This is a genomic window from Dehalococcoidia bacterium (assembly GCA_025060295.1).
Taxonomy (GTDB): domain Bacteria; phylum Chloroflexota; class Dehalococcoidia; order Lucifugimonadales; family HRBIN23; genus HRBIN23.
On sequence record JANXCH010000002.1, the window covers coordinates 45,767 to 70,140 of the forward strand.

General features: G+C 65.5%; 26 protein-coding genes and 1 pseudogene. 14 read left to right on the forward strand and 13 right to left on the reverse strand.

Going from position 1 to position 24,374, the window contains the following annotated elements; all coding sequences use genetic code 11:
* Positions 1–2 precede the first annotated feature (2 nt).
* On the reverse strand, positions 3–218 hold the full coding sequence (gene rpmI / locus NZ951_01520; protein ID MCS7206605.1) for a 50S ribosomal protein L35: 216 nt from the start codon (positions 216–218) through the stop codon (positions 3–5).
* Entirely contained in the window at positions 199–771 is a 573-nt protein-coding gene (gene infC, locus NZ951_01525) for a translation initiation factor IF-3 (protein ID MCS7206606.1), read from the reverse strand. The genes rpmI and infC overlap by 20 nt, the downstream gene beginning before the upstream one ends.
* A gap of 278 nt (positions 772–1,049) precedes the next feature.
* Between infC and NZ951_01530 the strand changes: the two are divergent.
* From NZ951_01530 to NZ951_01545, 4 genes and pseudogenes are all read left to right on the forward strand, one after another.
* Positions 1,050–1,190: pseudogene (locus NZ951_01530) on the forward strand (adhesin).
* 153 nt (positions 1,191–1,343) lie between these two features.
* Positions 1,344–2,720: an ABC transporter substrate-binding protein gene (locus NZ951_01535; GenBank protein MCS7206607.1), complete on the forward strand. Its 1,377-nt coding sequence runs from the start codon at positions 1,344–1,346 to the stop codon at positions 2,718–2,720.
* A gap of 3 nt (positions 2,721–2,723) precedes the next feature.
* On the forward strand, positions 2,724–3,686 hold the full coding sequence (locus tag NZ951_01540; protein MCS7206608.1) for an ABC transporter permease: 963 nt from the start codon (positions 2,724–2,726) through the stop codon (positions 3,684–3,686).
* Between the two features lie 10 nt (positions 3,687–3,696).
* Positions 3,697–4,590: an ABC transporter permease gene (locus NZ951_01545; protein MCS7206609.1), complete on the forward strand. Its 894-nt coding sequence runs from the start codon at positions 3,697–3,699 to the stop codon at positions 4,588–4,590.
* A 92-nt stretch (positions 4,591–4,682) separates the two neighbouring features.
* On the opposite strand, the gene NZ951_01550 is transcribed toward NZ951_01545, so the two are convergent.
* Positions 4,683–5,324, reverse strand: coding sequence for an ArsR family transcriptional regulator (locus tag NZ951_01550; GenBank protein ID MCS7206610.1), 642 nt, complete (start codon positions 5,322–5,324; stop codon positions 4,683–4,685).
* A gap of 180 nt (positions 5,325–5,504) precedes the next feature.
* Here NZ951_01550 and NZ951_01555 point away from each other — a divergent pair, with 180 nt between their 5' ends.
* Positions 5,505–5,753, forward strand: coding sequence for a hypothetical protein (locus NZ951_01555; GenBank protein MCS7206611.1), 249 nt, complete (start codon positions 5,505–5,507; stop codon positions 5,751–5,753).
* 49 nt (positions 5,754–5,802) lie between these two features.
* On the opposite strand, the gene glpK is transcribed toward NZ951_01555, so the two are convergent.
* The 3 genes from glpK to NZ951_01570 all read right to left on the reverse strand — a co-directional run bounded on the left by glpK (position 5,803) and on the right by NZ951_01570 (position 9,303).
* The gene (glpK, locus tag NZ951_01560; protein ID MCS7206612.1) at positions 5,803–7,323 is read right to left on the reverse strand and encodes a glycerol kinase GlpK; all 1,521 of its coding nucleotides are present in this window, start codon (positions 7,321–7,323) and stop codon (positions 5,803–5,805) included.
* A 12-nt stretch (positions 7,324–7,335) separates the two neighbouring features.
* Positions 7,336–8,931, reverse strand: coding sequence for a D-aminoacylase (locus NZ951_01565; protein ID MCS7206613.1), 1,596 nt, complete (start codon positions 8,929–8,931; stop codon positions 7,336–7,338).
* Positions 8,932–9,099: 168 nt separating this feature from the next.
* Complete coding sequence (locus NZ951_01570) at positions 9,100–9,303, reverse strand: hypothetical protein (protein MCS7206614.1); 204 nt, start codon at positions 9,301–9,303, stop codon at positions 9,100–9,102.
* Positions 9,304–9,403: 100 nt separating this feature from the next.
* Here NZ951_01570 and meaB point away from each other — a divergent pair, with 100 nt between their 5' ends.
* From meaB to NZ951_01590, 4 genes are all read left to right on the forward strand, one after another.
* The gene (gene meaB, locus NZ951_01575; GenBank protein ID MCS7206615.1) at positions 9,404–10,411 is read left to right on the forward strand and encodes a methylmalonyl Co-A mutase-associated GTPase MeaB; all 1,008 of its coding nucleotides are present in this window, start codon (positions 9,404–9,406) and stop codon (positions 10,409–10,411) included.
* Between the two features lie 7 nt (positions 10,412–10,418).
* Complete coding sequence (locus tag NZ951_01580; GenBank protein MCS7206616.1) at positions 10,419–11,072, forward strand: DUF429 domain-containing protein; 654 nt, start codon at positions 10,419–10,421, stop codon at positions 11,070–11,072.
* A gap of 177 nt (positions 11,073–11,249) precedes the next feature.
* The gene (locus tag NZ951_01585; GenBank protein MCS7206617.1) at positions 11,250–12,767 is read left to right on the forward strand and encodes a trehalose-6-phosphate synthase; all 1,518 of its coding nucleotides are present in this window, start codon (positions 11,250–11,252) and stop codon (positions 12,765–12,767) included.
* A gap of 38 nt (positions 12,768–12,805) precedes the next feature.
* Positions 12,806–14,215, forward strand: coding sequence for an MFS transporter (locus tag NZ951_01590; protein MCS7206618.1), 1,410 nt, complete (start codon positions 12,806–12,808; stop codon positions 14,213–14,215).
* On the opposite strand, the gene NZ951_01595 is transcribed toward NZ951_01590, so the two are convergent.
* The 3 genes from NZ951_01595 to NZ951_01605 all read right to left on the reverse strand — a co-directional run bounded on the left by NZ951_01595 (position 14,187) and on the right by NZ951_01605 (position 16,609).
* The gene (locus NZ951_01595; protein MCS7206619.1) at positions 14,187–14,888 is read right to left on the reverse strand and encodes an aquaporin; all 702 of its coding nucleotides are present in this window, start codon (positions 14,886–14,888) and stop codon (positions 14,187–14,189) included. The two genes, NZ951_01590 and NZ951_01595, sit on opposite strands and share 29 nt — an antisense overlap.
* Before the next feature lie 142 nt (positions 14,889–15,030).
* Positions 15,031–15,522, reverse strand: a complete 492-nt coding sequence (sodN, locus tag NZ951_01600; protein MCS7206620.1) for a superoxide dismutase, Ni — start codon at positions 15,520–15,522, stop codon at positions 15,031–15,033.
* Between the two features lie 67 nt (positions 15,523–15,589).
* A complete protein-coding gene (locus NZ951_01605) occupies positions 15,590–16,609 on the reverse strand; it encodes an alpha-ketoacid dehydrogenase subunit beta (GenBank protein ID MCS7206621.1) in 1,020 nt (339 codons plus the stop codon).
* Between the two features lie 152 nt (positions 16,610–16,761).
* Here NZ951_01605 and NZ951_01610 point away from each other — a divergent pair, with 152 nt between their 5' ends.
* The 5 genes from NZ951_01610 to NZ951_01630 are packed head-to-tail and all read left to right on the forward strand — an operon-like array spanning position 16,762 to position 20,352.
* Positions 16,762–18,357 carry a hydantoinase B/oxoprolinase family protein gene (locus tag NZ951_01610; protein ID MCS7206622.1) on the forward strand — a complete coding sequence of 532 codons (1,596 nt, stop codon included), beginning with the start codon at positions 16,762–16,764 and terminating at the stop codon, positions 18,355–18,357.
* The gene (locus tag NZ951_01615; GenBank protein MCS7206623.1) at positions 18,354–18,518 is read left to right on the forward strand and encodes a hypothetical protein; all 165 of its coding nucleotides are present in this window, start codon (positions 18,354–18,356) and stop codon (positions 18,516–18,518) included. Before NZ951_01610 ends, NZ951_01615 begins: the two co-directional genes overlap by 4 nt.
* A gap of 18 nt (positions 18,519–18,536) precedes the next feature.
* Positions 18,537–18,794, forward strand: a complete 258-nt coding sequence (locus NZ951_01620) for an OsmC family protein (GenBank protein ID MCS7206624.1) — start codon at positions 18,537–18,539, stop codon at positions 18,792–18,794.
* Between the two features lie 55 nt (positions 18,795–18,849).
* Positions 18,850–19,818: a trypsin-like peptidase domain-containing protein gene (locus NZ951_01625; protein ID MCS7206625.1), complete on the forward strand. Its 969-nt coding sequence runs from the start codon at positions 18,850–18,852 to the stop codon at positions 19,816–19,818.
* A gap of 39 nt (positions 19,819–19,857) precedes the next feature.
* Positions 19,858–20,352: a hypothetical protein gene (locus NZ951_01630; protein ID MCS7206626.1), complete on the forward strand. Its 495-nt coding sequence runs from the start codon at positions 19,858–19,860 to the stop codon at positions 20,350–20,352.
* Positions 20,353–20,819: 467 nt separating this feature from the next.
* Here the strand turns inward: NZ951_01630 and NZ951_01635 are convergent, their stop codons facing one another.
* The 4 genes from NZ951_01635 to NZ951_01650 all read right to left on the reverse strand — a co-directional run bounded on the left by NZ951_01635 (position 20,820) and on the right by NZ951_01650 (position 24,314).
* On the reverse strand, positions 20,820–22,580 hold the full coding sequence (locus NZ951_01635) for an ABC transporter substrate-binding protein (GenBank protein ID MCS7206627.1): 1,761 nt from the start codon (positions 22,578–22,580) through the stop codon (positions 20,820–20,822).
* A 168-nt stretch (positions 22,581–22,748) separates the two neighbouring features.
* Positions 22,749–23,129, reverse strand: coding sequence for a YraN family protein (locus NZ951_01640; protein MCS7206628.1), 381 nt, complete (start codon positions 23,127–23,129; stop codon positions 22,749–22,751).
* On the reverse strand, positions 23,126–23,779 hold the full coding sequence (locus NZ951_01645; protein ID MCS7206629.1) for a ribonuclease HII: 654 nt from the start codon (positions 23,777–23,779) through the stop codon (positions 23,126–23,128). Before NZ951_01645 ends, NZ951_01640 begins: the two co-directional genes overlap by 4 nt.
* The gene (locus NZ951_01650) at positions 23,772–24,314 is read right to left on the reverse strand and encodes a DinB family protein (protein MCS7206630.1); all 543 of its coding nucleotides are present in this window, start codon (positions 24,312–24,314) and stop codon (positions 23,772–23,774) included. Before NZ951_01650 ends, NZ951_01645 begins: the two co-directional genes overlap by 8 nt.
* Positions 24,315–24,374: the final 60 nt, after the last annotated feature.

Genomic DNA, 24,374 nt, shown 5'->3' on the forward strand with positions numbered 1-24,374 from the left:
TGCTAAGCGTAGGGCAGGAGGGCGTGGATGCGCCGGGCATCGGCGGAGGAGACGGGGAGTTTCTGGTGATAGGTGCGCTTGGCACGGGGGGACTTGTTGCGGCGCAGGTGGTTGGCCAACTGTTTGCGCCGCAGGAGTTTGCCCGACGCCGTGACCCAGAAGCGTTTGGCGGTGGCGCGGTGGGTCTTGAGTTTGGCTCTAGGTGCCTTCTTGGGCATGGGCCATCTCCTTTGTGGGTGGGCGGGGAGGGCGGGCCTCCCGTTTGGGGAGGGGGGCCAGCACCAGGGTGAGGAAGCGCCCCTCCAGGGCGGGGGGGGTCTCAATTTTGGCCAAGTCTTTCACCTGCTCCACTACCGTCTTCAAGAGGGTCAGCCCCTGTTCGGGGCGTCCCAGTTCCCGCCCCCGGAACATCACCGTCAGTTTCACCTTATCCCCCTCCTCCAGGAACTCCCGCACGCGACGCAGTTTGGCCTGGAGGTCGTGCTCGGCGATGCGGGGGCGCAGGCGGATTTCGCTGATGTCAATCTCTTTCTGGGCCTTACGGGCCTCCCGCTCCCGTTTGGCCTGCTGGTAGCGGAATTTGCCGTAGTCCATCAGGCGGCAGACGGGGGGGACAGCCTGGGGGGCCACCTCCACCAGGTCCAGACCCCGCTCCCGCGCCAGATCCAGAGCCTGGCGGATGGGCATGATGCCCAACTGCTCGCCCGTTTCGCTGATGACCCGCACCTCGCGGACGCGGATTTGCTCGTTGACCCGGTGCTCCCTAGCGATACTGGTATCCTCCCTGCTGGAACTGGAACCTAGTGTAGCATAGCGACGGGGCGTCGTAAAGGGCTCCCGTGCATTGCGGAGGAGCATCCTGCTTGACAGTCCTCTCTCTGCATGCTATGTATGCTATCGTCCCAGTTTGCTAAGGATCCTACTGCTCCGATGGGGATGGAGGTGGCACGATGCGTACTCTGACCCTGGGTGTGCTGCTGGTTGCTGTGTGCATTTTAGTCTCGTGCCGGGGTGCGGCTCCGGCTCCCACGCCAACACCCCCTGCGGCCCCGCGCCCGACGCCCACGCCCCAGGTGGCCGCGCTTCCGACCCCTACGGCGACGCCCACGCCCCGCCCCATCATCGCCCCCCCGACACCCACACCCATCGGGGCTGTGCCGACGCCCACGCCTACACCCGTTCCCGCCGAGCGGCCGCGGCGCGGGGGCATCTTGAACTGGGTGGACTACGCCGACCCGGCTCGCCTGGATGTGCACGGGGAGTCGCCCCTATCGGTTCAGCAAGTTGTGGCCGGCATTCACAGCGGTCTTATCCAGTATGACCCGCGCGACCCCTTCAAGATCGTGCCTGACCTGGCCGAGCGGTGGGAGGTCTCCCGCGATGGGGTAGAATACACCTTCTTCCTGCGCCGGGGGGTCCAATGGCACGACGGCCGGCCCTTCACGGCGGCGGATGTGAAGATGAGCCTGGACCGCGTAGTGGGGAAACTGGATCCCAACTTCCGCAGTCCCCGCTGTGGAGCCATGCTGACCCCCCTGGTAGAAGAGACTTCCATTGTGGATGATTACACCGTCAAGGTGCGCCTGAAGTTCCCCACCCTGGTGTTTATTCCGTCGGTGGCCTCGGCCTGGTGTCGGATTTTGCCCAAGCACATCCTGGAGCGGGATGGCAACTTCCTAGAGCCGAAGAGCCAAATTGGTACGGGCCCCTTCAAGTTCAAGCGCTATGAGCGGAGCATTGTGGTGGAGTGGGAGCGCAACGATAACTACTACGATCGGGAGCTCCCCTATTTGGATGGGGTGCGGCAGTACATTTTGGTCGGCCTGCCGACCCAAGTGGCGGCCATCAAGACGGGGCGGGTGCATCTGGCGCCCAGCACATGGCCCGGCTTCACCAAGAGCCAGGCCCAGGAAATTCGGCGGGTGCGGGGGGCGGATGTGGAGATGTGGCAGTGGCCCATTAACACCATCGCCGCTGTGCAGGTCAACGCGCGCAAGGCCCCCTTTGACAACCGCGACCTGCGGCGCGCGGTGTTCCTGGCTGTAGACCGCCAGGCCATCGTGGAGAAGGTGTGGGAGGGGTCGGGAGTGCCCTGCGCCATCCTGCCTCCCAACCTCTACGGCGAGTATGCGCTACCACTGGAGGAGGTCCTCCAGTCGCCCGGGTGCCGCCAACCCAAGGATGCAGATATCGCCGAGGCGCGGCGATTGGTGGCCAAGCACTATCCCCAGGGCCTGGATATCGAGGTGGCGGTGCGCCAGGTGGGGGATTACTTGGACCGGGTGCAACTGGTGGTGCCCCAACTGGCCGCCATCGGCATCCGGGGCACCATTCGGGTTTTTGAAAGTGCCGCGGGCTTCGCCTACTTCGGCCGGGGCGAGCATACCCTCATCGGTGCCCAGGATACGGCTATGGTCCTCGCCGAGCCCTACAGTGTCTACGCTGCCCAGTTCAGTGTTGGCGGAGGGCAGAACTTCTCGGGCTGGAGGGACGATACGGTGGAGCGGCTTATCGGGGAGGCTCTACGGGAGTTGGACCCCAAGAAGCGGGTGGCCATTTTCCACGAACTGCAACGCTACCTGTTGAACCAGGACGCGCCCCACGCCATTGTGGGGTGGCTGGAGGGGTGGTTCGTGCGCGACCGGCGGGTGCGGGGTTACAAGCCTGCTCCCACCGTGTATGACAACAACACTTTCATGACGGTGTGGCTGGCGGAGTAGCCTGTGCAGGCGTATATCCTCCGGCGCCTCTTGCTGTTCATCCCCTCTTTGGTGGGGGTCACGGTGGTGGTGTTCGCCCTGGTGCGCCTTTTGCCCGGGGACATCGCCACCATCCTAGTGTACCAAGCGGGGGGGCAGTTCGACCGCCCCGCCGAGGAGATGGTGCAGCAGGTGCGGCGGGAACTGGGGCTGGATAGGCCCCTGGTGGTGCAATACGGGCTGTGGGTGTGGGACCTGCTGCGGGGGGACTTCGGCTACTCCTATTGGGAGAAGCGCCCCGTGTGGGACATCATCGTCGAGCGGTTCCCCCGTAGTATGGAACTGACGGTGTTGACTATAGCCCTGGCGATGGTGTGGGCTATCCCTTTGGGGGTGATCGCCGCCGCCAAACGGGACACCTGGATAGACCATGTGGCCCGTCTTGTGACCATCAGCGGGTTGAGCCTGCCCATCTTCTTCATCGGTGTGCTGATTTTGTATGTTTTGGTGCGGGTGTTTCGGTGGATGCCCCCGTTGGAATTCGTCCCTTTGTGGGAGAGGCCGGCCGAAAACTTGATGCACCTGATCTGGCCTGCCCTTGCCCAGGCGTACTACATTAGTGCCCCTGTTACCCGCTTGACCCGCTCCCAGATGCTGGAGGTGATTCGGGAGGACTTTATCCGCACGGCGCGGGCGAAGGGGTTGCGGGAGGTGGTTATCCTCTATCGCCATGCGTTGCGCAACGCCTTGTTGCCGGTGGTTACCTTTTTGGGGTGGTGGGTAGGGCGGGCGATGGGGGGCATCGTGGTGGTGGAGACCATCTTTGCGGTGCCTGGGATGGGGATGGGGCTCATTGAGGCGGTGGCCCACCGGGATTATCCGGCTGTGCAGGCCTACATGCTGGTGCTGACGGTGGTGTTCCTGGTGGTCAATCTGCTGGTAGACCTTCTGTATGCGTGGCTAGACCCGCGCATCCGCTATACCTAGAGGGACGGGGATGGACCGGCCGCGATCCGTTGCCTCGGCCGTTTCGGGGCCTTTGCGGGGGCGCCCGTCTGTGGTGAAGGGGATAGCCCGTTTCCTGCGTCAGAAGCCTGTGGGGGCAGTGGGGGCTGTGCTGGTGCTCCTGCTGGTGGTTACGGCCGTGTTTGCCCCCCTGGTGGCACCCCACGCTCCGAAAGAGACCGCTTTCCCCGCTTACCTTGCCCCCCAGCGGGACTTTTGGATGGGCACCGATAATCTGGGGCGGGATGTGCTGAGCCGTGTGCTCTGGGGGGCGCGTTTGTCCTTGTATGTGGGGTTGGTATCCGTGTTGGTGGGGGTCACGGTGGGTGCCCTATGGGGGGTCATTACGGCCTACTTTGGGGGTGCAATTGATGCGGTGAGCCAACGGGTGGTGGATAGCCTGATGGCCTTTCCGCCTATCCTGCTGGCCTTGGGCCTGATGGCTATCCTGGGCCAGTCGGTGAACAATGTGATCATCGCCCTGGTGGTGTTGCTGGCTCCGACGGCGGCCCGCACGGTGCGCGCTTCGGCCCTGAGTGTGATGGCCATGCCCTATATTGAGGCGGCTCGGGCGATGGGGTGTTCGCCGTGGCGGATTATCTTCCGCCACGTGGTGCCCAATGTGACCGCCCCTTATCTTATCCTGGTGAGCGTCAACATCGGCTACGCCATCGTGGTGGAGGCGTCCCTCAGTTTTCTGGGTGTCGGCGTGCCCCCGGACGAACCCTCTTGGGGGGGTATGGTCACGGCGGGGGCAAAGGTGCTGGAGCGGGCCCCGTGGATCGCCCTCTTCCCTGGGGCTGCTATCAGCCTGACGGTGTTTGGTTTCAACCTGTTCGGGGATGCGGTGCGGGACTATTTTGACCCGCGCCTACGCGGAGCATAAAGGCGCACTCCTACACCCAGGCCGTGCCGGTCGGTAGGGGATCTCTTCGCCCCATTGAGGGGACATCCCCCAACCTTTTGCGCCTCGGTGCGTTATTTTAGAGTGCCAGGAGGGGTTCCTTTCCAAGTGAGCAAGTATGCACAGGTGGTGTGCCCCATGGGCAGGCACTGCTCCTGGATCGGCTCCACCCCCAGGGCGGATGCGATAAGGCCCCGGTCTAGGGCGCAGACGGCGGGATGCCCGCGGGCGACGGCGCGGAAAGGGCAGTTGGCCAGACGGATGCGCACACCGTTGGGGAGGGGTTCCATGTGGGGGGCGAAATGGTAGGCTTGCAGGAGACGATGCAAGGCGCGCAGGCGGTCCAACATGGGAGCATCCGGGGGCAGGGGTTGGAGGAAGGATCCCAGCAGGCGTTGGGCGATGCGCGCCAAGGCGGCCTCCAGGAGCGGAGAGGTATGGGTATTGGCTTGCAGCTCCTCCACCAACCAGGCCAGCAGATCCGGGTAGGCCTTGGGGAGGGCCTCCTGGCCCCGCTCGGTGAGGTAATAACGGTGTTCAGGACGCCCGGTCTTTTGCCTCCCCAGGCGATAGGCCACCAGCCCGTCCCGTTGCAGGATGTCCAGGTGGCGGCGGACTGTGGGGGGCGTCAGCCCGAGACCGCGGGCCAAGTCATCCACGCTGGCGTGACCCCAATACTGGAGGAGTTCCAGGAGGCGCTGGCGGGTGTCTTCCATACAGCCCTGCGGGCGCGGCTGGCAAGGCCAGTATAGCGCCCCCGGGGACGGGTGTCAATAAGAGGGGCTAACAAGGGTTTTTATGAAAAAAGCGTGAAAATGCTTGACAAACTTCTCTCCCCGTGCTAATGTAGGGTGGCTACACACCAAGGGTGGAGGCACCAGGAAAGGAGGTGAAGCATGCGCCCGATGCGGAAGGCAGCTCCTGAACCGGCCCCCGTGGCTGTGGCCGAAGGGGGGTGCAGGCATAAGTGGGTTTTGGAAATTCCCAACGGCCCCACATCTCGCGGCACCTGCCGGCTGTGCGGGGAGGTCCGGGAGTTCCGCAACTACCTCACGTCCTCCTACTGGGAGGACATGACAGTGGCCGAGGAGCGCCCCATCGGGGGGCATCTGCCCATTGAGGTGGACCCCTCCGAGACCGAATAAGGGAGAGGCCTGGCACATCTGCCAGGCCTTTCCCGTTGAAGGCGTCTGTTTATCCCCCGCTTGTCGCCTCTGCCCACCCCCGAGCCCGCTCCACCGCCCGCAACCACCCCCTGTACCACCTCTGGCGCTCCTCACCCGATGCCGAGGGCACATAGCGCCGGGCACACACCCACCGCCGCTCCACCTCCGCAGGCCCCGCCCAGACCCCTACCGCTATCCCTGCTAAGTACGCCGCCCCCAAAGCGGTCGTCTCCTGGACAAGGGGCACCTCCAACGGCACCCCCAAAAGGTCTGCCTGGAACTGCATGAGGAAGGGGTTGCGGCTCCCGCCCCCGTCGGCGCGCAGAAGGCGCACCCCGCGCCCCGTATCGCCCTGCACCGCCTCCATCACATCCCGCACCTGATAGGCGATGGCTTCCACAACGGCCCGCACCAGGTGGGCCTTGCTGGTGCCCTGGGTCAAGCCCACAATCGTGCCCCGCGCATACATGTCCCAATGGGGTGCACCCAGCCCCACAAAGGCGGGCACCACATACACGCCCCCCGTGTCGGCGACGCTCTGGGCTAAAGAGACCGTCTCCTCCGGCCCGCCGATAAGCCCCAGTCCATCGCGGAGCCACTGAATAGCCGCCCCCGCCGTGAACACGCTCCCTTCCAGGGCATAGGCAGGCTTATCCCCCAGGAGCCACGCCACCGTGGTCAGAAGACCGTGTCGAGAGGGGGTGGGTGTCTCCCCCGTGTGGACCAGCACAAAGGCCCCCGTGCCATAGGTTACCTTTGCCATCCCCGGGTGGAGGCACGCCTGGCCAAATAAAGCCGCCTGCTGGTCGCCAATGGCGCTGGCCAGAGGGATGCGCACACCCCCGAACACAGCGGGGTCGGTATACCCGTAAATGACGCTGGAGGGGAGCACCTGGGGCAGAAGGCTGGCAGGAATGGCAAAGGCGTGCAGGAGGTCCTCATCCCAGCGGAGGGTGCGCAGGTTCAGAAGGAGGGTGCGGCTGGCGTTGGAGGCGTCGGTGGCGTGGACGCTGCCCCCGCTTAGGCGAAAAAGGAGCCAGGAGTCCACCGTGCCGAAGCAGAGATCGCCCCGCTCGGCACGGGGGCGCAAGCCGGGCACCGTGTCCAGGAGCCAGCGGATTTTGCTGGCCGAAAAGTAGGCGTCGAGCACCAGGCCGGTGCGCTCCCGTATGAGGGGCTCCAGCCCCTGCTGACGCAGGCTCTCGCAGAGGGGAGCGGTGCGCCGACACTGCCACACGATGGCAGGGGCGACGGGACGCCCCGTCCCCCGCTCCCATAGGATGGTGGTCTCCCGCTGGTTGGTGATGCCGATGGCCGCCACCTGGTGCCAAGTGATGCCCGCTTGGGCAACGGCGGAACGGGCGGCCTGTAGGGTAGCCGTGTAGATGTCGTCGGCATCTTGCTCCACCCAGCCGGGCTGGGGGTAGGTGCACCGCAGGGGGATGTCGGCGGTGGCAACCACCTGTCCTGTCTCGTCCAGGAGGAGGGCGAAGGTACCCCCCGTGCCCTGATCCAGGCCCAAAATGTAGCCCGTGCGGGATGGGGCCACGCTGTGTCCTTTCTAGTCGTCAAAACGGCGAATCACCCTGCCGGGCCTGCGGCCAGTGTATTCGCCGTTGCGCACCACGGGGATACCGTTCACCACCACGTGGGGGATGCCCTGGGGATAGCGATGGGGGTCCTGGAAGGTGGCGGTGTCGGCGACGGTGCGGGGGTCAAAACAGACAATATCCGCCCAGTAGCCGGGGGCGATGCGTCCCCTGTGGGTCAGGCCTAGGCGGGTGGCAGGGAGGGAGGTCATCTTGCGCACCGCCTCCTCCAGGCTGACGCAGCGCCGCTCGCGCCAATAGCGGGCCAGGAAGCGGGGGAAGCACCCATAACTGCGGGGGTGGGGTTTGCCCGCCGAAAGGGGCCCCTCCGCCCGTAGGGAAGAGCCGTCGCTGGCCACCGCCGACCAGGGATAGGCAGCGATGCGCTCCACATCCCGCTCCTCCATCTGGTGGATAATCACAAAGGCTTCCCCCTCTTGGTAGATGCGTAGGGTGGCTTCCACTGGATCGACGCCCCATCTCTCGGCGATCTGGGCGATGCTGAAGCCCTCCAGGTCGCGCCGAGACGGCAGGTAGGCGATGACCACCCGCTCTGCACCCCCGCGACGGGTGTAGTTTTCGGCAGTGGCGGCGCGCAGGCGGGCCTGGAAGGCAGCGTCCTGAAGGTTGTGCAGGAGCGTCTCCCGTCCGCCCACCTGGGCCCAGCGGGGGAAGGCGATGGCGGCCAGATAGGTGCTCCCCGCTGTGTAGGGGTATTGGTCGCCGGCTACATCCACCCCTTCGGCACGCCCCTTCTCCAGGCGTTCCAGAAGCATATCGGCCTTGCCCCAGGCGAAAGGCCCCATGCACTTCAGGTGCGACACCTGCACCCGCACGCCCGCCATACGCCCAATTTCAATGGCCTCCTGCACGGCGCTGAACAGGCCCACGCTCACATCCCCCTCGTCGCGGATGTGGGTGGAGTAGATCTTGCCCCGTTTCCCGGCCTCTTTGGCCAGTTCTATGACCTCCTCCGTGCGGGCATAACTGCCGGGGGCGTAGAACAGGCCCGTGGAGAACCCCAAAGCGCCGGCCTCTAAGCTGTCGGCCACCAGGGAGCGCATGGTATCCAGTTCCTGGGGGGTCGGAGCCCGGTCGGCCCAGCCCAGCACCGCCATGCGCACCGAGCCGTGCCCCACCTGGCATGCCACGTTGAGGGGTGGGCGCGCTTTTTCCACCCGCTCCAGATATTCCCCGAAGGTGGTCCAGTCCGGGGTGAAGGGCACGCCGTAGGCGTTGACCCTGTCCTGCAGGGAACGGCGGGCCTCCCCGATAAGGGGGGCGCCCATGCTCATCCCGCAGTTGCCGGCCAGTTCCAGAGTCACCCCCTGGCGCACCTTGCTCTGGGCGTCGGCGTCCACCAAAAAGGAGATGTCGCTGTGGGTGTGCACATCAATGAAGCCCGGGGCTACCGCCAAGCCGGTGGCGTCTAGGGTGTCGTGGCTGGGGGACTCCAGCAGGCCAATGGCGACGATGCGCCCCCCCACGATGCCAATGTCGGCGCGGAAGGGGGGAGCACCGGTGCCATCGTAGATATCGCCGTTGCGGATGAGCAAGTCGTACGGCATACCCTCCTCCTCAACCTTCCCTCCTCTCTACGGGCTAGACAGACCCATGGGAAGGCCCACACCGTGTTGGCGGGCCTTCCCCCCGAGGGGGATACCTCGTCTTCTCACAGAGAAGGAGGGTCGCCTTACGACAACCCTCCCGAGATGCACCGGAGTGCGCCGATGGTGCTAGCGCACCCGCGCCGTGTTCATGCTCCCGTCGTTGATAGGCTCGTTGATATAGACGTCCCCGTTGCGGATCTTGAGGTTGAAACCGCAGCCGGGGTTGGTGCACACCCACGCCTTGAAGTGAATAGGAGCCCCTTGGCTCCCGAAGTCGGAGAGAGGAACCAGATCACCCACCTCGCACTTGAGACACTTGGGAAAGGTCATATCCACTGATGCCTCCTCCACCTCTGCGGTTGTCATGAGGGTCGTGGATACTATAGCATAGTCCCTTGCCTCTGACAAGGGGCTTTGCTAGGCTGCATGTGTGGCAGTGCCTTCGGTGATGTCCCTGGTGGAGCGCATGCGCAAGGGCGACCACCGCGCCCTGGCACGGCTCCTCTCTCTGGCGGAGCAGGGGGGGGCGGCCACGGCGGAGGTGCTCCAGGCGGTGCACCCGTATACCGGCCGGGCGTATGTGGTGGGTGTTACAGGACCGCCCGGAGCGGGCAAATCCAGCTTGGTAGACCGTTTGATAGCCCTTTACCGCGCCCAGGGTTTGCAGGTGGGGGTGCTGGCGGTGGACCCCACCAGCCCTTTCACGGGGGGGGCGGTGTTGGGCGACCGCATCCGCATGCAGGCGCACACTGGGGATCCGGGAGTGTTCATCCGCAGTATGGCGACGCGCGGCGGAGTGGGGGGGCTGTCGCCCATGGCCCGGGCTGCGGTCAAGGTGCTGGACGCCTCAGGCAAGGACATCGTGTTGGTAGAGACGGTGGGGGTGGGCCAATCGGAGGTGGAGGTGCTGGGGCTGGCCGATACGGTGGTGGTGGTGCTTACCCCCGAATCGGGGGACGCCATTCAGACCCTCAAGGCCGGCCTGCTGGAGACGGCGGATATCTTTGTGGTGAATAAGGCGGATCGGGAGGGGGCGCCCCGCTTGGCCGCCGATCTCAAGGCCATGCTCACCCTGGGGGGGCGTGCAGCGGGGTGGATGCCCCCCATCGTCCTCACCCAGGCTCAGACTGGGGAGGGGGTGCCCCGCCTGGTGGAGGCCATCGCCCAGCATCGCCAGTTCCAGGGGCAGGCAAGCCATCTCCAGGAGCGTCGCCGCCAGCGGGAGGCCCGCGCGTTCCGCAAGGCCCTGGAGACGGGTTTGGCCCAGGTGGTGCAGCACCTCCTCCACCGCAACGGTGCCGTGGCCCAGGCGCTGATGGGGGTGGAGAAGGGGGAGGTGGATGCCTATGCGGCGGCCTATACCCTCCTGGAACGGGGGGGCATCCTGGGGGAATGGTCTGCCCTCCTTCAGGAGCGCAACGCCAAGCCTCCACCCTAACACCCCTGTGTCCGTGTTCTTAGGGATTGACCCCTCCAATGGCTCTGTGCGCCCCTGGGCGTGGGCTGTACTGGATGCCCATCGCACCCTGGTGGACGCCGGATGCACCGCAGGACGCGCCGGCGCCTGGGCGCTGGCTGTGCGCCTGCGCCCGGCGGTGGTGGCGGTGGATGCCCCCCTGGGCCTCCCCCGGGGGATGGACTGCTTAGAAGCCCCGTGCCCGTGTCGGCCGGTGGCACCTCTGGCGGGGCGAGCGTGCGAGCGGGAACTGGCGCGGCGGGGGATGGGCCTGTTTTTTACCACCAAGCGTTCCCTCATCAAGCGCATGGTGTACGAGGCGATAGCCCTGAGCCGTGCCCTGAAGGAGCAGGGCATTCCCGTCATAGAGGTCTATCCCTCTAGCCTGCGCCGGCTCCTGCTGGGACGCCACGCCGTCAAGAAGCAGAGCGTCCAGGGGCAACGCCTCCTGCGGGAAGCCCTGACGCCCTTGGTCGCGGGTCTGGAGCGTCTGCCCCTTTCTTTGGGGCACGATGGGTTGGATGCGGTCGTATCGGCGCTGGTGGGGTGGTTGTGGGCGCGGGGTCTCACTGAGGCTCTGGGAGAGCCCGAGGAGGGGGTTCTCCACATTCCTGTGGATGGTTGGCTGCGCCTATTGGGGTAGTTTTGTACGGGTGAGGGGTTGTCCCCAGGGCGTGGTCCCCGTGGCGTCGGTGGAGCGTGCTTGACACCCTTGCGCACGCATGATAGTTTTGCGGTAGCGTGTGGTGGTAGCCCCTCGCTGTGGTGCACAGAGAGAGAGGAAAACACCGGGGCACGGCCCCGTCGTGGATGAAAGGCGATGACGACGGTCTCCCCTCCTGCCAGTAGCGACCCCCTCTTCAACCTGTGCCAAGAGGTTTTGTCCAAGCGACGCCTCCTGGTGGTGAGTAACCGTGGCCCCCTGGAGTATGTGCTCGGGCCTGACGGGCAACCCCAGCCTCGACGGGGTGGGGGAACCGTGGTAACGGCTCTCTCCTACTTGCTGCAACGCTTCCCCTTTACTTGGATAGCCGGCGCTATGGGCGAAGGCGACCGGAAAATGTTGGAGCAGAACCCAGAGGGGCGGGTGCGTTCACCTCTGCCGGGGCAGAAGGTTACGGTGCGCTTCGTGGCCACCCACCGGCGGGTCTACCACAAGTTCTACAACATCTTTTGTAATCCTCTTTTATGGTTTCTGCACCACTACATGTGGAATGCCCCCCATACGCCCAGTGTGGACGCCGTTGTGCGGGATGCGTGGGAGACGGGGTATGTCCTGGTCAACCGCGCCTTCGCCGAGGCGGTGATCACCGAGGCGGGCCTGGAGGAGCGTCCGTGTCTGGTGATGCTCCACGATTACCATTTGTATTTGGTCCCCCCCCAGGTGCGCCAGGCGGTGCCGTCGGCGGTGGTGCATTACCTGGTGCATTTGCCCTGGCCCGAGCCCCGCATGTGGCAGTTGCTGCCGCGGGATATGCGGGAGGCTATCTTCCAAGGGCTGGTGGCGTCCCACATCGTGGGCTTTCAGACGCGCACGGATATGCTGAACTTCTTGCAGGGGTGTGCGCTGTTTCTGCCCGAAGCGCAGGTGGACTTTGCGGGGCAGACGGTAACCTATCGGGGGCATAGGGTGGTGGTGCGGTGTTACCCGTTGTCCATTGATGTGGAGGAGGTGCGGCGCATTGCCGCCTCGTCCCGCGCCCAGGAGTATTACCAGCGCCTATTGCCCTTGTGTCTCCAGCACACCATTGTCCGTGTGGACCGGGCGGAGCCGTCCAAGAACATTGTGCGGGGCTTCCGTTCCTACGCCCTGCTGTTGGAGAAGCACCCCGAACTGCGGGGGAAGGTGGTGTTTCTGGCTTTTTTGGTGTCGTCGCGCACCCATATTCGCCAGTACGAGCGGTATATGGAGGAGGTGCGTCAGACCATAGACCAGATCAACGCCACCTACGGGGCCGAGGGGTGGAAACCTATCGTGCTGTTTGAGGAGAACAACTATACCCAGGCGGTCGCGGGCCTGCGCCTGTATGATGCCCTGTTGGTGAACCCGGTCAGCGACGGGATGAGCCTGGTGGCGAAGGAGGGGCCGGTGGTCAACGGTAAAGCGGGCGTGCTGGTGCTCTCTGAAACTGCGGGCGCCTATGAGCAGTTGCACGAGGGGGCGGTGGGGGTAGCTCCCGCCGACCTGGAGGGCACTGCCGAGGCCCTATACACGGTGTTGACCATGTCCTCCGAGGAGCGCCAACGCCGCGCCGCTCTGCTCCGCCAGGCGGTGGAGGGGTATGATCAACACCGCTGGTTGCAGGAGCAGTTCACCGACCTTCTCCCGTTGCTGTAGCCGTGTCCCGCGATCCGGGGGAGGCCCGCTTCCTGCCCGTGCGCGTGTCGTATAAGTGGCTCGTCCAAGTGGTGGTGGCGTTGGCCACCTTGACCACCACCCTGGATGGGGGCGTGATGGCCATCGCTTTCCCCGCCCTGGCCCGTGCCTTCCAGACCGATGTCTCGGCCGTCATTTGGGTCAGCATTCTGTACTGGTTGGTGAGCACGGGTCTGGCCTTTACATTGGGATGGATGGGGGATGTGTGGGGGCGCAAGACCGTGTACTTGATGGGGTTTTGGACTTTTACCCTGGCCCTGGGCTTGGCGGCGTCGGCCCAGAACCTCCCGTGGCTATTAGGTGCGCGGGTGCTGCAGGGAGTTGGGGCGTCGGTGCTGGTAGCCAACGGCCAAGCGTTGTTGACGGCTGCTGTCCCCCCTCGCGAGCGGGGGCGGGCGTTGGGCATCAATAGCGGTGTGGTGGGGTTGGGGTTGGGGTTCGGCCCCATTCTGGGGGGTTTTCTGCTGACGGTGGGGGACTGGCGGGCGCTGTTTTGGGCGCGTCTGCCTTTGGCGATGGCCAGTGCCCTCCTGGCAGGTGCGGTGTTGCGGCGGGAGCCTCCTCTGGAAAAGCGGGTGCCTGTGGATTGGTGGGGAGCTGGGCTTCTCTTTGCGGTGTTGGGGGCGTTCCTGTTGGCGGTCAACCGCGCCGGGGCGTGGGGCATTGGTCACCCCCTGGTGTGGGGTTTGGCGGGGGCCACGCTGGCGCTGGTACCGATGCTGGTGTGGGTGGAGCGCAGGGCTGTGCGCCCCGTGGTCGACCTGGCCATGCTGGGCGACCCCGCCTTCGGGTGGGCGATGTTGGCGCTGGTTCTGCACTATTTGGCGTGGGGGGCGTACAACGCGGTGGGGGCGTTTTATTTGCTCGAGGGGCGGGGCTTGTCCCAGGAGGCGGCGGGGGCGGTGCTGGCGGCTCTGCCGTTAGTGCGGGTGGTGGTGGCTCCTTTGGCGGGGATGCTCTGTGAACGCGTTCCTCCGCACTATGTGATGGGTGTAGGCAACCTGTGGATGCTGGCGGGGTTGGCGGTGGTGGGTGGATTGGGGGTGGGGGGTGGGCTGGGATGGGTGGTGTTGGGGTTCGCGATGATGGGGCTGGGGTCGGCCTTCTACGAGCCGTCCTACAGCACACACATTATGAGCGCCGCCCGCCGCGACCGTTTGGGCACGGCCAACGCCTCCATCAGCACCGGGAGGCAGATCGGCTTGTCCGGGGGACTGGCCTTGGCGGGGGCGGTGTATGCGACCCGCTTGGGGGCCTATGTGGACTCTGCTGCCACCGATGCGCGCGCCATCGCCTGGGCGTTTCGGGATGCGTCGTGGGCGTGTGCGGTAACGGCGGTGGGGTCGGTGCTGGCGGTGGGGGCTTTGGTGCGCGCCGTGGCTAGCCCTTCTCCCCGTTCCTCGAGGTGAACAACGTCTCGTAGGCCAGCGCTGCGAGGGACGCTCCCACCAGAGGCCCTACCCAGTAGACCCAATGGTCTGCCCACACGCCGGCGGCCACGGCGGGCCCCAGGGTGCGGGCAGGATTCATGGATGCCCCCGTGAGGGGCACGCCGACCAAAGCGTCCACGACGATGGTGAGGCCAATAGCCAGGGGGGCCAGGGTCTTCGGCCCCCGCCCATCCATAGCGGTAGCATACACCACAAAGGCGATGGCGAAGGTGAACACAGCCTCGGCCAGAAGCCCAGCCCCGGTGCTCATTCCCTCTCCCAAAGTGGTGGCTCCCAGGGACCCCTGCGCAGGCGCGGGGATGACCAGTTTCAGGAGGTAGGCGCCGAGCACCGCCCCTCCCAGTTGGGCGACGATGTAGGCCAGCGCCCGCCCCGCCCCCAGACGGCGGGTCAGGGCTGCGGCGATGGTGATGGCGGGGTTGAGGAACCCCCCCGAGATGTGCCCCGTGGCCCAGGCGAGCAGGGCGATGCCCAAACCGTGGGAGAGGGCGATGGCGATGATGCGGGCGGGGGGAAAGGGGGCCTCCGGCGCAGCCAGGAACATCCCGCTCACCACGGCCGATCCAGCCCCCAGAAAGACGAATAGCAGGGTAGCAATGCCCTCAGCCAGGGCGGCGCGCCAGGTGGACATAGCACCTCCTTCCCCAGAGGCGGAGGATGTGCGGACGGGGATGCGCACCCTCCGGGGGGTTGTGCGGGGGAAAGGGCCAGGGGTGAGCCGCACCAGAACCTCGGGGCGGATGGGCACACGCAGGGGGTGGCCCAAGCTCGTGCTAGGTGCCAAAGCGCACCTGCGCCACGGGGTCCGAGTACTGGACGCCCTTAGTCGCCCAGAAGATTTCGGCGATGCGGTCTACCGCAGCAACCAACTCCTCAGCCGCTTTGCGATCAACGGTCTGCTTGCAGCGAGAGGCCAGTTTGAGGGTCTTCCAGAAGATATCGTGCAAATCGGGATATTTCTGCAGGTGCTCAGGGCGGAAGTAGTCGTGCCAGAGGATGTCCAGTTCCCGCTTACACAGTTCGGCATGGTGCTCTTTGGTGGCGATGTAGCGGGCCAGGGAATTATAGTAGGCCAGCACGGAGGCGGGGTTGTTGGGGTCGGGCTTGGGTAGGGATTCCATACGCATGACCATCTTGAGGACGGTTTGGGCGGCGATCTTGGCGGAGATGGGGTCGTATATGCCACAGGGGATGTCGCAGTGGGCGTGGGCCTCCTGGGCCGGGAGCAGGCGATTGAGTAGGCCAAAGGCCAAGCGCGTGAACATAGGCACCTCCCCCTGAATGCTCACCTGCCAGTTTAGGGCAAAGGCAAGGCTTTAGCAAGGCGGTCGTTTAGCGCCCGAGCAGGCTTTTCACCACCCGCACGATGCGCTCAGCGTTGGGGATATACAGGTCCTCCAGGGGCCGGCTATAGGGGACGGGTGTGTGGGGTGGGGTAACCTTGCGGGGTGGGGCGTCCAGGTAGTCAAAGGCCTCCTCGGCTACCATCGCCTCAATCTCCGAAGCGACGCTGCAGCGGGGGTTGTCCTCATCCACGACCACCAGGCGATGGGTCTTGCGCACCGAGTCCAGCACGGTGTCGTAGTCTATAGGGGCGACGCTCAGGAGGTCTATCACCTCGGCGTCTATGCCCTCTTTGGCTAGGGTTTCGGCGGCCGACAGGCACTCGGAGGTCATAAGGGAGATGCCCACCAGGGTGATGTCCCTCCCCTCTTTGAGCACCCGCGCCTTGCCGATGGGGACAGTATACGGCTCTTCGGGCACTGGCCCTGTGCGCCCGTAGAGTTTCTTGTGCTCAAAGACGATGACGGGGTCGTCGTCGCGGATGGCGGAGATGAGGAGGCCTTTGGCGGTGTAGGGGTCGGAGGGGGCCACCCCCTTCAAGCCGGGGAAGTGGGCGAAGATGCTGTAGAAGGACTCGCTGTGCTGGGCGGCGGAGCCGACCCCCGCCCCGATGCGGGTGATAATGGTCACGGGCACCTTCACCTGGCCCCCATACATATAGCGCATCTTGGCGGCGTTGTTGATGATCTGGTCTAGACAGACGCCTGCAAAGTCCACGAACATCAACTCCACCACAGGGCGCATGCCCACGCTGGCGGCCCCAATCGCCGCCCCGATGAAGCCCGCTTCGCTGATGGGCGTGTCCCGCACCCGTTCGGGGCCGAAGCGGGTGATCAAGCCCTTGGTGACGCGGAAGGCCCCGCCCCAGGCGTCTATGATGCCCAGGTGGGCGCGCCCGGCTCCGCCGGCAATGTCCTCCCCCATAATGAACACGGTGGGGTCGCGCTCCATCTCCTGGCGTAGGGCCTCGTTGATGGCTTCGCGGAAGCGTAGTTCGCGGACGGCCATCCCTCCCTCCTGGGGCAAGGATAGCCCGGCGAGGCGGGGTTGGCAAGGCGGCAGGGAGGGCATTCTCCTGATATCTGTATACAGGGCCTGCCCCATAGTCGTTTCACCTGCTGTGTGGCATCATGGGGGAAAAGGCCTGTGAGGATGCGCCGATGGCTGTAGACGCCGTCTCCCTAGAGGTGTTCCGCAACCTGTTCGCCTCGGTGGCGGAGGAGATGGGGGTCTCCCTGGGGCGCACCGCCTTTTCCCCCAACATCAAGGAGCGCAAGGACTACTCGTGCGCCGTGTTTGACCCCCAGGGAAATATGGTGGCCCAGGCGGCCCACATCCCCGTGCACCTGGGATCCATGCCCGCCTCGGTGCAGGCGGCCATCGCCAACTTCACCTTCTCCCCCGGGGACATCGTCATCCTCAACGACCCATATATGGGAGGCACGCACCTCAACGATGTCACCCTGGTGGCCCCTGTGTTTGTGGGGGATACTCTGGTGGGGTTTGTGGGCAACCGGGGGCATCACGCCGACATTGGGGGGATGACGCCGGGCTCCCTGCCCCTGTCCACCGAACTGTATCAGGAGGGGTTTATCTTCCCACCTATCAAGCTGGCCAAGGCGGGGGTGCTCAACGAAGAGGTGATTACCCTGTTCTGTCGGAACTCTCGCACCCCCGAGGAGCGGAAGGGGGATCTGGCGGCCCAGATCGCCGCCTGTAAGACGGGGGAGCGCCGCCTGCAGGACCTGGTGCACCGCTACGGGTGGGAGACGGTGCGGGAGCATATGGCGGCCCTGTTGGACTACGCCGAGCGCCTGACCCGTGCCGCCATTCGCCAGATGCCCAAGGGCACCTACACCTTCCGCGACTATATGGACGACGATGGACTCAGTGACGAGCCGGTGCCCATTCAGGTAACGGTGCGCATTCTGGACGATACGATAGAGTTTGACTGGACGGGCACCAGCCCGCAGCGCCCCGGGTGCACCAATACGCCGTTGGCGGTGGCAGTGTCGGCGGTGCTGTATGTGGTGCGGTGCATTGTGGGGGAGCAGGTGCCCGCCAATCAGGGTATCCTGCGGGCCGTGCGCATCATCGCTCCCGAAGGGTCGCTGGTGAACCCCCGACCCCCTGCTGCCGTGGCAGGAGGGAATGTGGAGACCTCCCAGCGCCTGGTGGATGTGCTGATGGGGGCCTTGGCCCAGGCCCTGCCCCATCTTATCCCCGCCGCCAGCCAGGGGACCATGAACAATGTGCTGGTGGGAGGGCACGACCCCATTCGCAACAAGTCCTTCGCCTACTACGAGACCATCGCGGGGGGGATGGGAGCGCGCCCCACCAAAGACGGTATCTCGGCTGTGCACACCCATATGACCAACACCATGAACACCCCCATAGAGGCCTTGGAGATGGTGTATCCGATGCGGGTGCGCCGCTATACGGTGCGGCGGGGGTCGGGGGGGCGCGGCAAATACCAGGGCGGGGACGGCATCATCCGCGACCTGGAGTTTTTGGCTCCGGCGACGGTCACGGTGCTGACGGAACGCCGGCGGATGCGTCCGTGGGGCCTGCAGGGGGGCGAGCCGGGCCAGCCGGGGGAGAACATCCTGCTAAAGGGGGGCGAGGAGGAGGTGCGCTTGCCTCCCAAGGTTACCCTGCGGGTGGAGCCTGGGGATGTGTTGAGCATCCGCACGCCCGGAGGCGGCGGATGGGGCACACCTGACGAGCCCACACCAGAGGCAAGGGGTGAAGGATGAGCACCAGCCGTATACGGACTGTTACTGTCCGCTCCCTGTCCAACTATCGGGTGCAGGTAACGGCGCGGGGGCACACCTTTTTGGGGGATGAGCCGCCCCCCGAAGGAGAGGACGCTGGCCCCTCCCCCTACGAGTTTCTCTTGGCCGGCCTGGGCACCTGAACGGTCATCACGCTCCTCATGTACGTGAGGAGGAAAGGATGGGCAGTGGAGTCTATCACCGCCCAAGTGTCTCACCAGAGGGTGCCGGTGGAGCAGAAGGTTCCTTCTGAAGGCCCCCCTCCTCTGGAGGAACTCATTCGCGTGGAAGTAACCGTGCGGGGCAAACTGGACGAGGAGCAGAAGGCGCGCCTTCTGGACATTGTGAAACGGTGCCCTGTGCATCGCACCCTCTCCACTCCCCCACGCTTTGAGGAGACCCTCACAGTGGTCTCGTGAGGCGACAGGTTGCACCCTGGACCGCAGGGCTCTACACTGCAACGGGGGTGCTGGCGTGGCCCGTAATGCACAGCGTTCCCTGGCTGCCCTCCAGGGTCTTTCAGAGGCGTTGGTGGCCCTGGCAGAGCGGGTGCGTCCCTCGGTGGTGAGTCTGCACCTGCTACGCCATCCCCGGCAGGGGGATGAGGAGGCCGTTGTGGGGGCTGGGTCTGGGGTGGTGCTCTCCTCCGACGGCTTTATCCTGACCAACAGCCATGTGGCCCGCTCCGCCTCGGGCTTTCGCGCCCTTTTTACCGACGGGCGCACTCTCCACGCCGAGGTGGTCGGAGCGGATCCCCATACCGACATCGCCGTGTTGCGGGTGCCCGCCAGCGACCTCCAGCCCGCCCAGTTGGGGGACTCCGATGCTCTGCGGGTGGGGGAGATTGTGCTGGCCATCGGCAATCCCCTGGGCCTGGAGGCTACCGTAACCATGGGTGTGGTGAGTGCTCTGGGGCGCTCTTTACGGAGCCTTACGGGGCGCCTTATTGAGAACATTGTGCAAACCGATGCGGCCCTCAACCCGGGGAGCAGTGGGGGGGCTTTGGTGGACACCAAAGGGCAGGTGGTGGGTATTACCACGGCCATCGTGGCGGGTGCCCAGGGGATTTGCTTCGCCATTCCTATCAACACGGCCCAGTGGGTGGCTGGGGAACTGATGCGGGAGGGGCGGGTGCGCCGGGCGTGGCTGGGCATCGCGGTGCATCCCGTTGCCCTGGCCCCAGAGGTGGTGGTGCGTTGGGGCATTCCCGAGCGCACCGGCGTGCGCATCGTGCAGGTGGTGCCGGGTGGCCCCGCCGATCGGGCCGGCCTGGCGCGGGGAGATGTTATCATCGGTTTGGGCGATACCCCCATCCCCAGCGTGGACGCGGTGCATCGCTTGCTCACCCGCAACGCCATTGGAAAGCGCATGCCGGTGGCCATCCTGCGGGAGGGGGAGTTGTTCCGCACCACGGTGGTGCCTATTGAAGAGCCCGTCGAGTAGATGGACGGTGGAAGCCCCGTACCGGGGAGGGAGGTGCATATGGCTTTCGCTCACATCCTGGTTGGTCCACGCTCAGGTGTTGCCGGGGAGCGCCAGACGCCTGCTGCGGCGCGTTTCCTGACCCGGGCGCGCGCACTGGGGCTGGAGGTGCGCCCCCTGGCTCTTACCCTCCTACGCCAGGAGGAGGGCCAGCCCCCTCTGCTTCGCGTCTCCTGGCAGAAGGTTCTCAGTGTGCGCCTGCTGGGCTGGCAGGTGAGCCTGGCTCTGCCCCAGCGGGGGCGTTTCACCTTCCACCCTGTCGACCGCGTGATCGGCACGGTGGAGGCGGAGCGCCTGGCCAGTATGCTGACCACCCTGCCCGAGGTGGACGAGGTGGCGGTGCTGGTGGAGGAGCGGGTGGACCCCATTCTGGCGGTGCGCATTGGGGAGCGGTGGTACGAGTGCTACCGCTGGCTCCGCCGCCCCTACATCGTTACCTCCGAGGAGACCCTCCCTCTGCCCACGCGCGTTTCCTTCTACCAGAGGGCGGCCTAGCCTCGGTCTCCTTTTTCCCCAAGGGGTAGGCAGGTTGCCCCCCGCGTGCCCTCGGGGGGTAGGTGGGGTCTGCCTGGGATGTGTCCCCTAGGGGGAGTGAGCCCTTTCTACGTGGGACGTGGTCAACCGGATGGCGGCGGGCTGTGGGCACCCGGAGGAGGTCTATGAGGGGGTGCACCGATGAAGCCAAAGGCTCCTGGGAGCTGGCAGCTTGTTGGGGGTGCTGTCCAGGAGCACCTGGCGGGCCGTCTGAATCGCCTCTGGGGGTAGGCTCTCCAAAGCGGTCGGGGCCATATTGCGGGCGAGGGTTTTAGTAACGCCCATAGGCCATTCTGGGTAGGACTTGCTGACCTCCGTCAGCCCTTCTACCGTAGCATCCGTTGCTCCTTGTGGGTGTGTCGGGAAAAAGGGGTGCCCCTTCCCGAGGGGGGAAGGGGCACCTAGAAGGGGGTCAGCGGTGCGGGCCGTTAGCGGGCCAGCCACACATCCTGCATGCGCCCGTGGTTATAGAGCACGTGCTGGGGCACGTAGCCCTTCACGTGGGGCCAGAACAGGAAGTAGTCCACAGTCCAGCCCGTCACGGGGCGGGCGCCATCTATCTGCAGTTTCTCGTCAATCTGCCACACCAGTTCGCGGCGCTTCTGGACATCCAAGGTGGCCGAGGCCTCGTCCATCATGCGGTCCACCTCGGGGTTGCAGTAGGCGCTGTAGTTGCGGGGGGAGCCGCAGCGGTAGTTCTCATAGAAGTTGGCGTCGGGGTCGTCAATGCCCACGCCGGTGAGGTTGGTGCCCAGGGTGTATTCCAGGCGGGTGACCTTGGGGTGCCAGACGCCCGTCTCCACCAATTCAATGGTGGTGCGGATGCCCACCTGGCGCAGTTGGTCGGCCACGAAGTTGGCGAAGTCAATGTAGAGGGCGATATTGCGGGTGGACATGACGACATCCAAGCCGGTGGGGAAGCCGGCCTCGGCCAGGAGGCGCCGGGCCTCCTCCTTGCCTGCGCGGGGATCGCCGTAGCCGGGGAGTTTGCGCAAGCGCTCCTCGGGCAGGCCCCAGTAGCCCCAGGGCTGGGGGAGCATGGCTGCACCGATGATGGCCCCTCCCTCCCGCACCGCCTGCACATAGGCTTCGCGGTCAATGGCCAGGGTTACGGCGCGGCGCACGCGGGCGTCGGTGAAGGGCGGGCGCGTGAAGTTGGTGAGGATGTTGTCATAGACATTGGTGGAGACCCGCACCTCTACCATCTGGGGCACCGCCGCCTTCACCGTGTCCCGCAGGGACTTGGTGGTCTCGCCGGGGAAGGCGATATCCAACTGGCCGGCCCGTAGGGCGGCGTAGCGGGTGGCCCGGTCGGTGATGATGATGTAGCGGATGCCGTCCAGGTAGGGTCGGCCGGGCACCCAGTAGTCCTTGTTCTTCTCCAGTTCCAGCAGCTCGCCCGGGCGGAAAGTCTTCAGCTTGAAGGGGCCAGTGCCGATGATGTTGGTGCGCAGGGCATCCAGGCTGCCGGGGTGAGCGGGCATGACGGGCGTGTAGCCCGAGGCCAGCATCTGCAGCAGGGCAGGCTGGGGACGGTTCAGACGGAAGATGACAGTGTAGTCGTCGGGAGTATCTATGCTGGCCACATTGGCATACCAGTCGCGCCGGGGGTTGACGGCGATGCCCCGGTCCAGCCGGATGCTGTCAAAGGTGAACTTCACATCCTTGGCGGTGAAGGGGGTGCCGTCGTGCCACTTGACATTCCGGCGCAGTTTGAAGACCAGGGTTCTCCCCCCATCCTGCCACTCCCAGGACTCGGCCAGTTCGGGGACGATGTTCTCGGGGATGGAGCGGTCCTTGCTCTGGTCAAAGATGACCAGGTTGTTATAGGCGGGCATCACCGGCCAGGAGGTGGAGATGGTCGCCTCCCGGTGAATCAGAAGGGACGGGGGGTTATCCCGGTGCATGGCCCGCAGGATGCCCCCGTAGCGGGGCTGTTCCACCACGGCGGGGGTGGGGGTGGGTGTGGGGAGGACGACGGGTGTGGGGGTGGGGGTAACACCTGGGGCAGGGGCGGGAGCGGGGGCCGGGGCTGGGGTGGGGGTGGCAACGGGGGCGGGGGCCGCCGGTGCCCGCGTCGGGGTCGGGGTGGCAGGAGCGGGCGCCGCCCGACATCCCACCAGCGCCAACAAAGCCAAAGCCAACAGACCGCCCAAAATCACTATCGGGGATAGTCGCGCACGCACCATAGCCTCCTCTCCTGTGGGCATGCAAGCCCTTTTAGTGTAACCCCCCTGGTGCAGGGCGTCAAGCATCGCCTGCGTGCTGTGCCGAGGGCCCGGGGCAAAGCCCTATGGCCGCAGGGAACCTTCCTCTTGTATATACGCCTCAGCGGGCATGGGGGATTTGTGCCGGCCTCACCTCGGCATGCTCGCGTCCCCCTCTAGGATGGCGGGGAAGTGGGTCAGGATAGGCGGAGTGCCCTTCTCCCAGCTTACCGTTACCAGGTCCACCCTCCAATCGCCCGAGAAGCCCAAATCGTGCACCACCTGTTGGGCCGAGCGCAACAGGTGCATCCGCTTGCGGTGGGTGAGGGACTCCTCGGGGGAACCGAAGGCGCGACTGCGCCGTGCCCGAACCTCCACCAGCACCAGCACCGCCCCATCCCACATGACCAGGTCTATCTCCCCCCAGGGGGTGCGATAGTTGCGGGCGTAGGTGCTCCATCCTTGCGCCTCCAGAAAACGGCGGGCCAGGTGTTCACTGCGCTGCCCCAGGGCGAGGCGGGGGGGCTTCATCCCTTGCCTCCAGACAGCTTGACGGCGCGGACGGGGGCGAAGGATGCGCGATGGGCGGGGCAAGGCCCCAAACGGCGTAAGGCGTAAAGGTGGGCGGGTGTGGGGTAGCCCTTGTGTTGCCGGAAGCCATAGCCGGGATACTGGGCATCCAGGGTCTCCATGAGGGCATCCCGTTCCACTTTGGCGATGATGGAGGCGGCGGCGATGGAGAGAGAGAGGCGGTCGCCCCGCACAAGGGGCCAGCAGGGGATACCCTGAACGTCCAGGGCGACAGCGTCTACCAACAGGGCCTGGGGGCGCACGGGGAGTGCGCTGATGGCCCGCTGCATGGCTCTGCGGGTGGCCCCGAGAATGCCCAGGCTATCGATCTCCCCCACGCTGGCGACGCCCACGCCGACCCCGAACGCTGCTTTCCGAATGAGCACGGCCAACGAGGCCCGTCGAGAGGGGGAAAGGCGCTTACTGTCGTCCACCTGGGCCAGCCACGGGGAGCTCCAGCCCGGAGGGAACACCACAGCCGCCGCCACCACTGGCCCCGCCAAAGGTCCCCTCCCTGCCTCGTCTATCCCCGCCACCCAGCGCAGACCATCCCGCCACAGACGCTCCTCCCACGCGAAGGTGGGGCGACTCTGATGCACAGACCTAGCCATGTGAGATGCGCCTCTGCGGGAACAAGCCCTTCAGGTAGTCTATCTGTCCCTGGTGTTCGGCCTCGTGGTGGCTGGCCTGGTAAAGGTAGTAGGCGAGGGTGAACTGGGGGCGGTCGGCACGGGGGGCATAGTCCAGGCGGGAGAAATCCAGGCCCTTCAGCACCGTGATGGCGCTTTGGCGCACCCGCTCCCCATACCGCAGGAGGGTCTCCATCGGGGGAGGCACCCACGCTTCCACATCGGCAGCGGTCCAGGAGTTGCCCGTCGTCCAGACGGGGTCAACCCCAGGGGAATGGGGGGGCAAGAGGATGTGCCGTTCCCATCCCTCTTTTGTCCACACCTCCCCCTCCGCTGAGAGCCAGCGGTGAAAGTAACGGTCCTCCACACGGAAGATGTGGAACACCAGGAAGGCGATGGAGTTGGCCCCTGGGTAGGGACGCCAGTGCCACTGCTCGGGTGTGAGGCCTTGGAGGGCTTGAAGGGTGCGCTGGCGCGTGCGTTCCAGAGACGCCCGCACAAACTCCCGCAGGTCCATAGGGCCTCCCAAGGGGAGTTGCCTTTACTCTAGCATAGCTCCTTCGGAGGGTGAGGTGCC

What these genes read in the sequence shown, in the direction of transcription:
- rpmI (MCS7206605.1), bottom strand. Translation starts at nt 218, where the DNA reads ATGCCCAAGAAGGCACCTAGAGCCAAACTCAAGACCCACCGCGCCACC.
- NZ951_01545 (MCS7206609.1), top strand. Translation starts at nt 3,697, where the DNA reads ATGGACCGGCCGCGATCCGTTGCCTCGGCCGTTTCGGGGCCTTTGCGG.
- NZ951_01550 (MCS7206610.1), bottom strand. Translation starts at nt 5,324, where the DNA reads ATGGAAGACACCCGCCAGCGCCTCCTGGAACTCCTCCAGTATTGGGGT.
- NZ951_01555 (MCS7206611.1), top strand. Translation starts at nt 5,505, where the DNA reads ATGCGCCCGATGCGGAAGGCAGCTCCTGAACCGGCCCCCGTGGCTGTG.
- NZ951_01565 (MCS7206613.1), bottom strand. Translation starts at nt 8,931, where the DNA reads ATGCCGTACGACTTGCTCATCCGCAACGGCGATATCTACGATGGCACC.
- NZ951_01570 (MCS7206614.1), bottom strand. Translation starts at nt 9,303, where the DNA reads ATGACCTTTCCCAAGTGTCTCAAGTGCGAGGTGGGTGATCTGGTTCCT.
- NZ951_01585 (MCS7206617.1), top strand. Translation starts at nt 11,250, where the DNA reads ATGACGACGGTCTCCCCTCCTGCCAGTAGCGACCCCCTCTTCAACCTG.
- NZ951_01595 (MCS7206619.1), bottom strand. Translation starts at nt 14,888, where the DNA reads ATGTCCACCTGGCGCGCCGCCCTGGCTGAGGGCATTGCTACCCTGCTA.
- sodN (MCS7206620.1), bottom strand. Translation starts at nt 15,522, where the DNA reads ATGTTCACGCGCTTGGCCTTTGGCCTACTCAATCGCCTGCTCCCGGCC.
- NZ951_01605 (MCS7206621.1), bottom strand. Translation starts at nt 16,609, where the DNA reads ATGGCCGTCCGCGAACTACGCTTCCGCGAAGCCATCAACGAGGCCCTA.
- NZ951_01610 (MCS7206622.1), top strand. Translation starts at nt 16,762, where the DNA reads ATGGCTGTAGACGCCGTCTCCCTAGAGGTGTTCCGCAACCTGTTCGCC.
- NZ951_01615 (MCS7206623.1), top strand. Translation starts at nt 18,354, where the DNA reads ATGAGCACCAGCCGTATACGGACTGTTACTGTCCGCTCCCTGTCCAAC.
- NZ951_01620 (MCS7206624.1), top strand. Translation starts at nt 18,537, where the DNA reads ATGTACGTGAGGAGGAAAGGATGGGCAGTGGAGTCTATCACCGCCCAA.
- NZ951_01630 (MCS7206626.1), top strand. Translation starts at nt 19,858, where the DNA reads ATGGCTTTCGCTCACATCCTGGTTGGTCCACGCTCAGGTGTTGCCGGG.
- NZ951_01635 (MCS7206627.1), bottom strand. Translation starts at nt 22,580, where the DNA reads ATGGTGCGTGCGCGACTATCCCCGATAGTGATTTTGGGCGGTCTGTTG.
- NZ951_01640 (MCS7206628.1), bottom strand. Translation starts at nt 23,129, where the DNA reads ATGAAGCCCCCCCGCCTCGCCCTGGGGCAGCGCAGTGAACACCTGGCC.
- NZ951_01645 (MCS7206629.1), bottom strand. Translation starts at nt 23,779, where the DNA reads ATGGCTAGGTCTGTGCATCAGAGTCGCCCCACCTTCGCGTGGGAGGAG.
- NZ951_01650 (MCS7206630.1), bottom strand. Translation starts at nt 24,314, where the DNA reads ATGGACCTGCGGGAGTTTGTGCGGGCGTCTCTGGAACGCACGCGCCAG.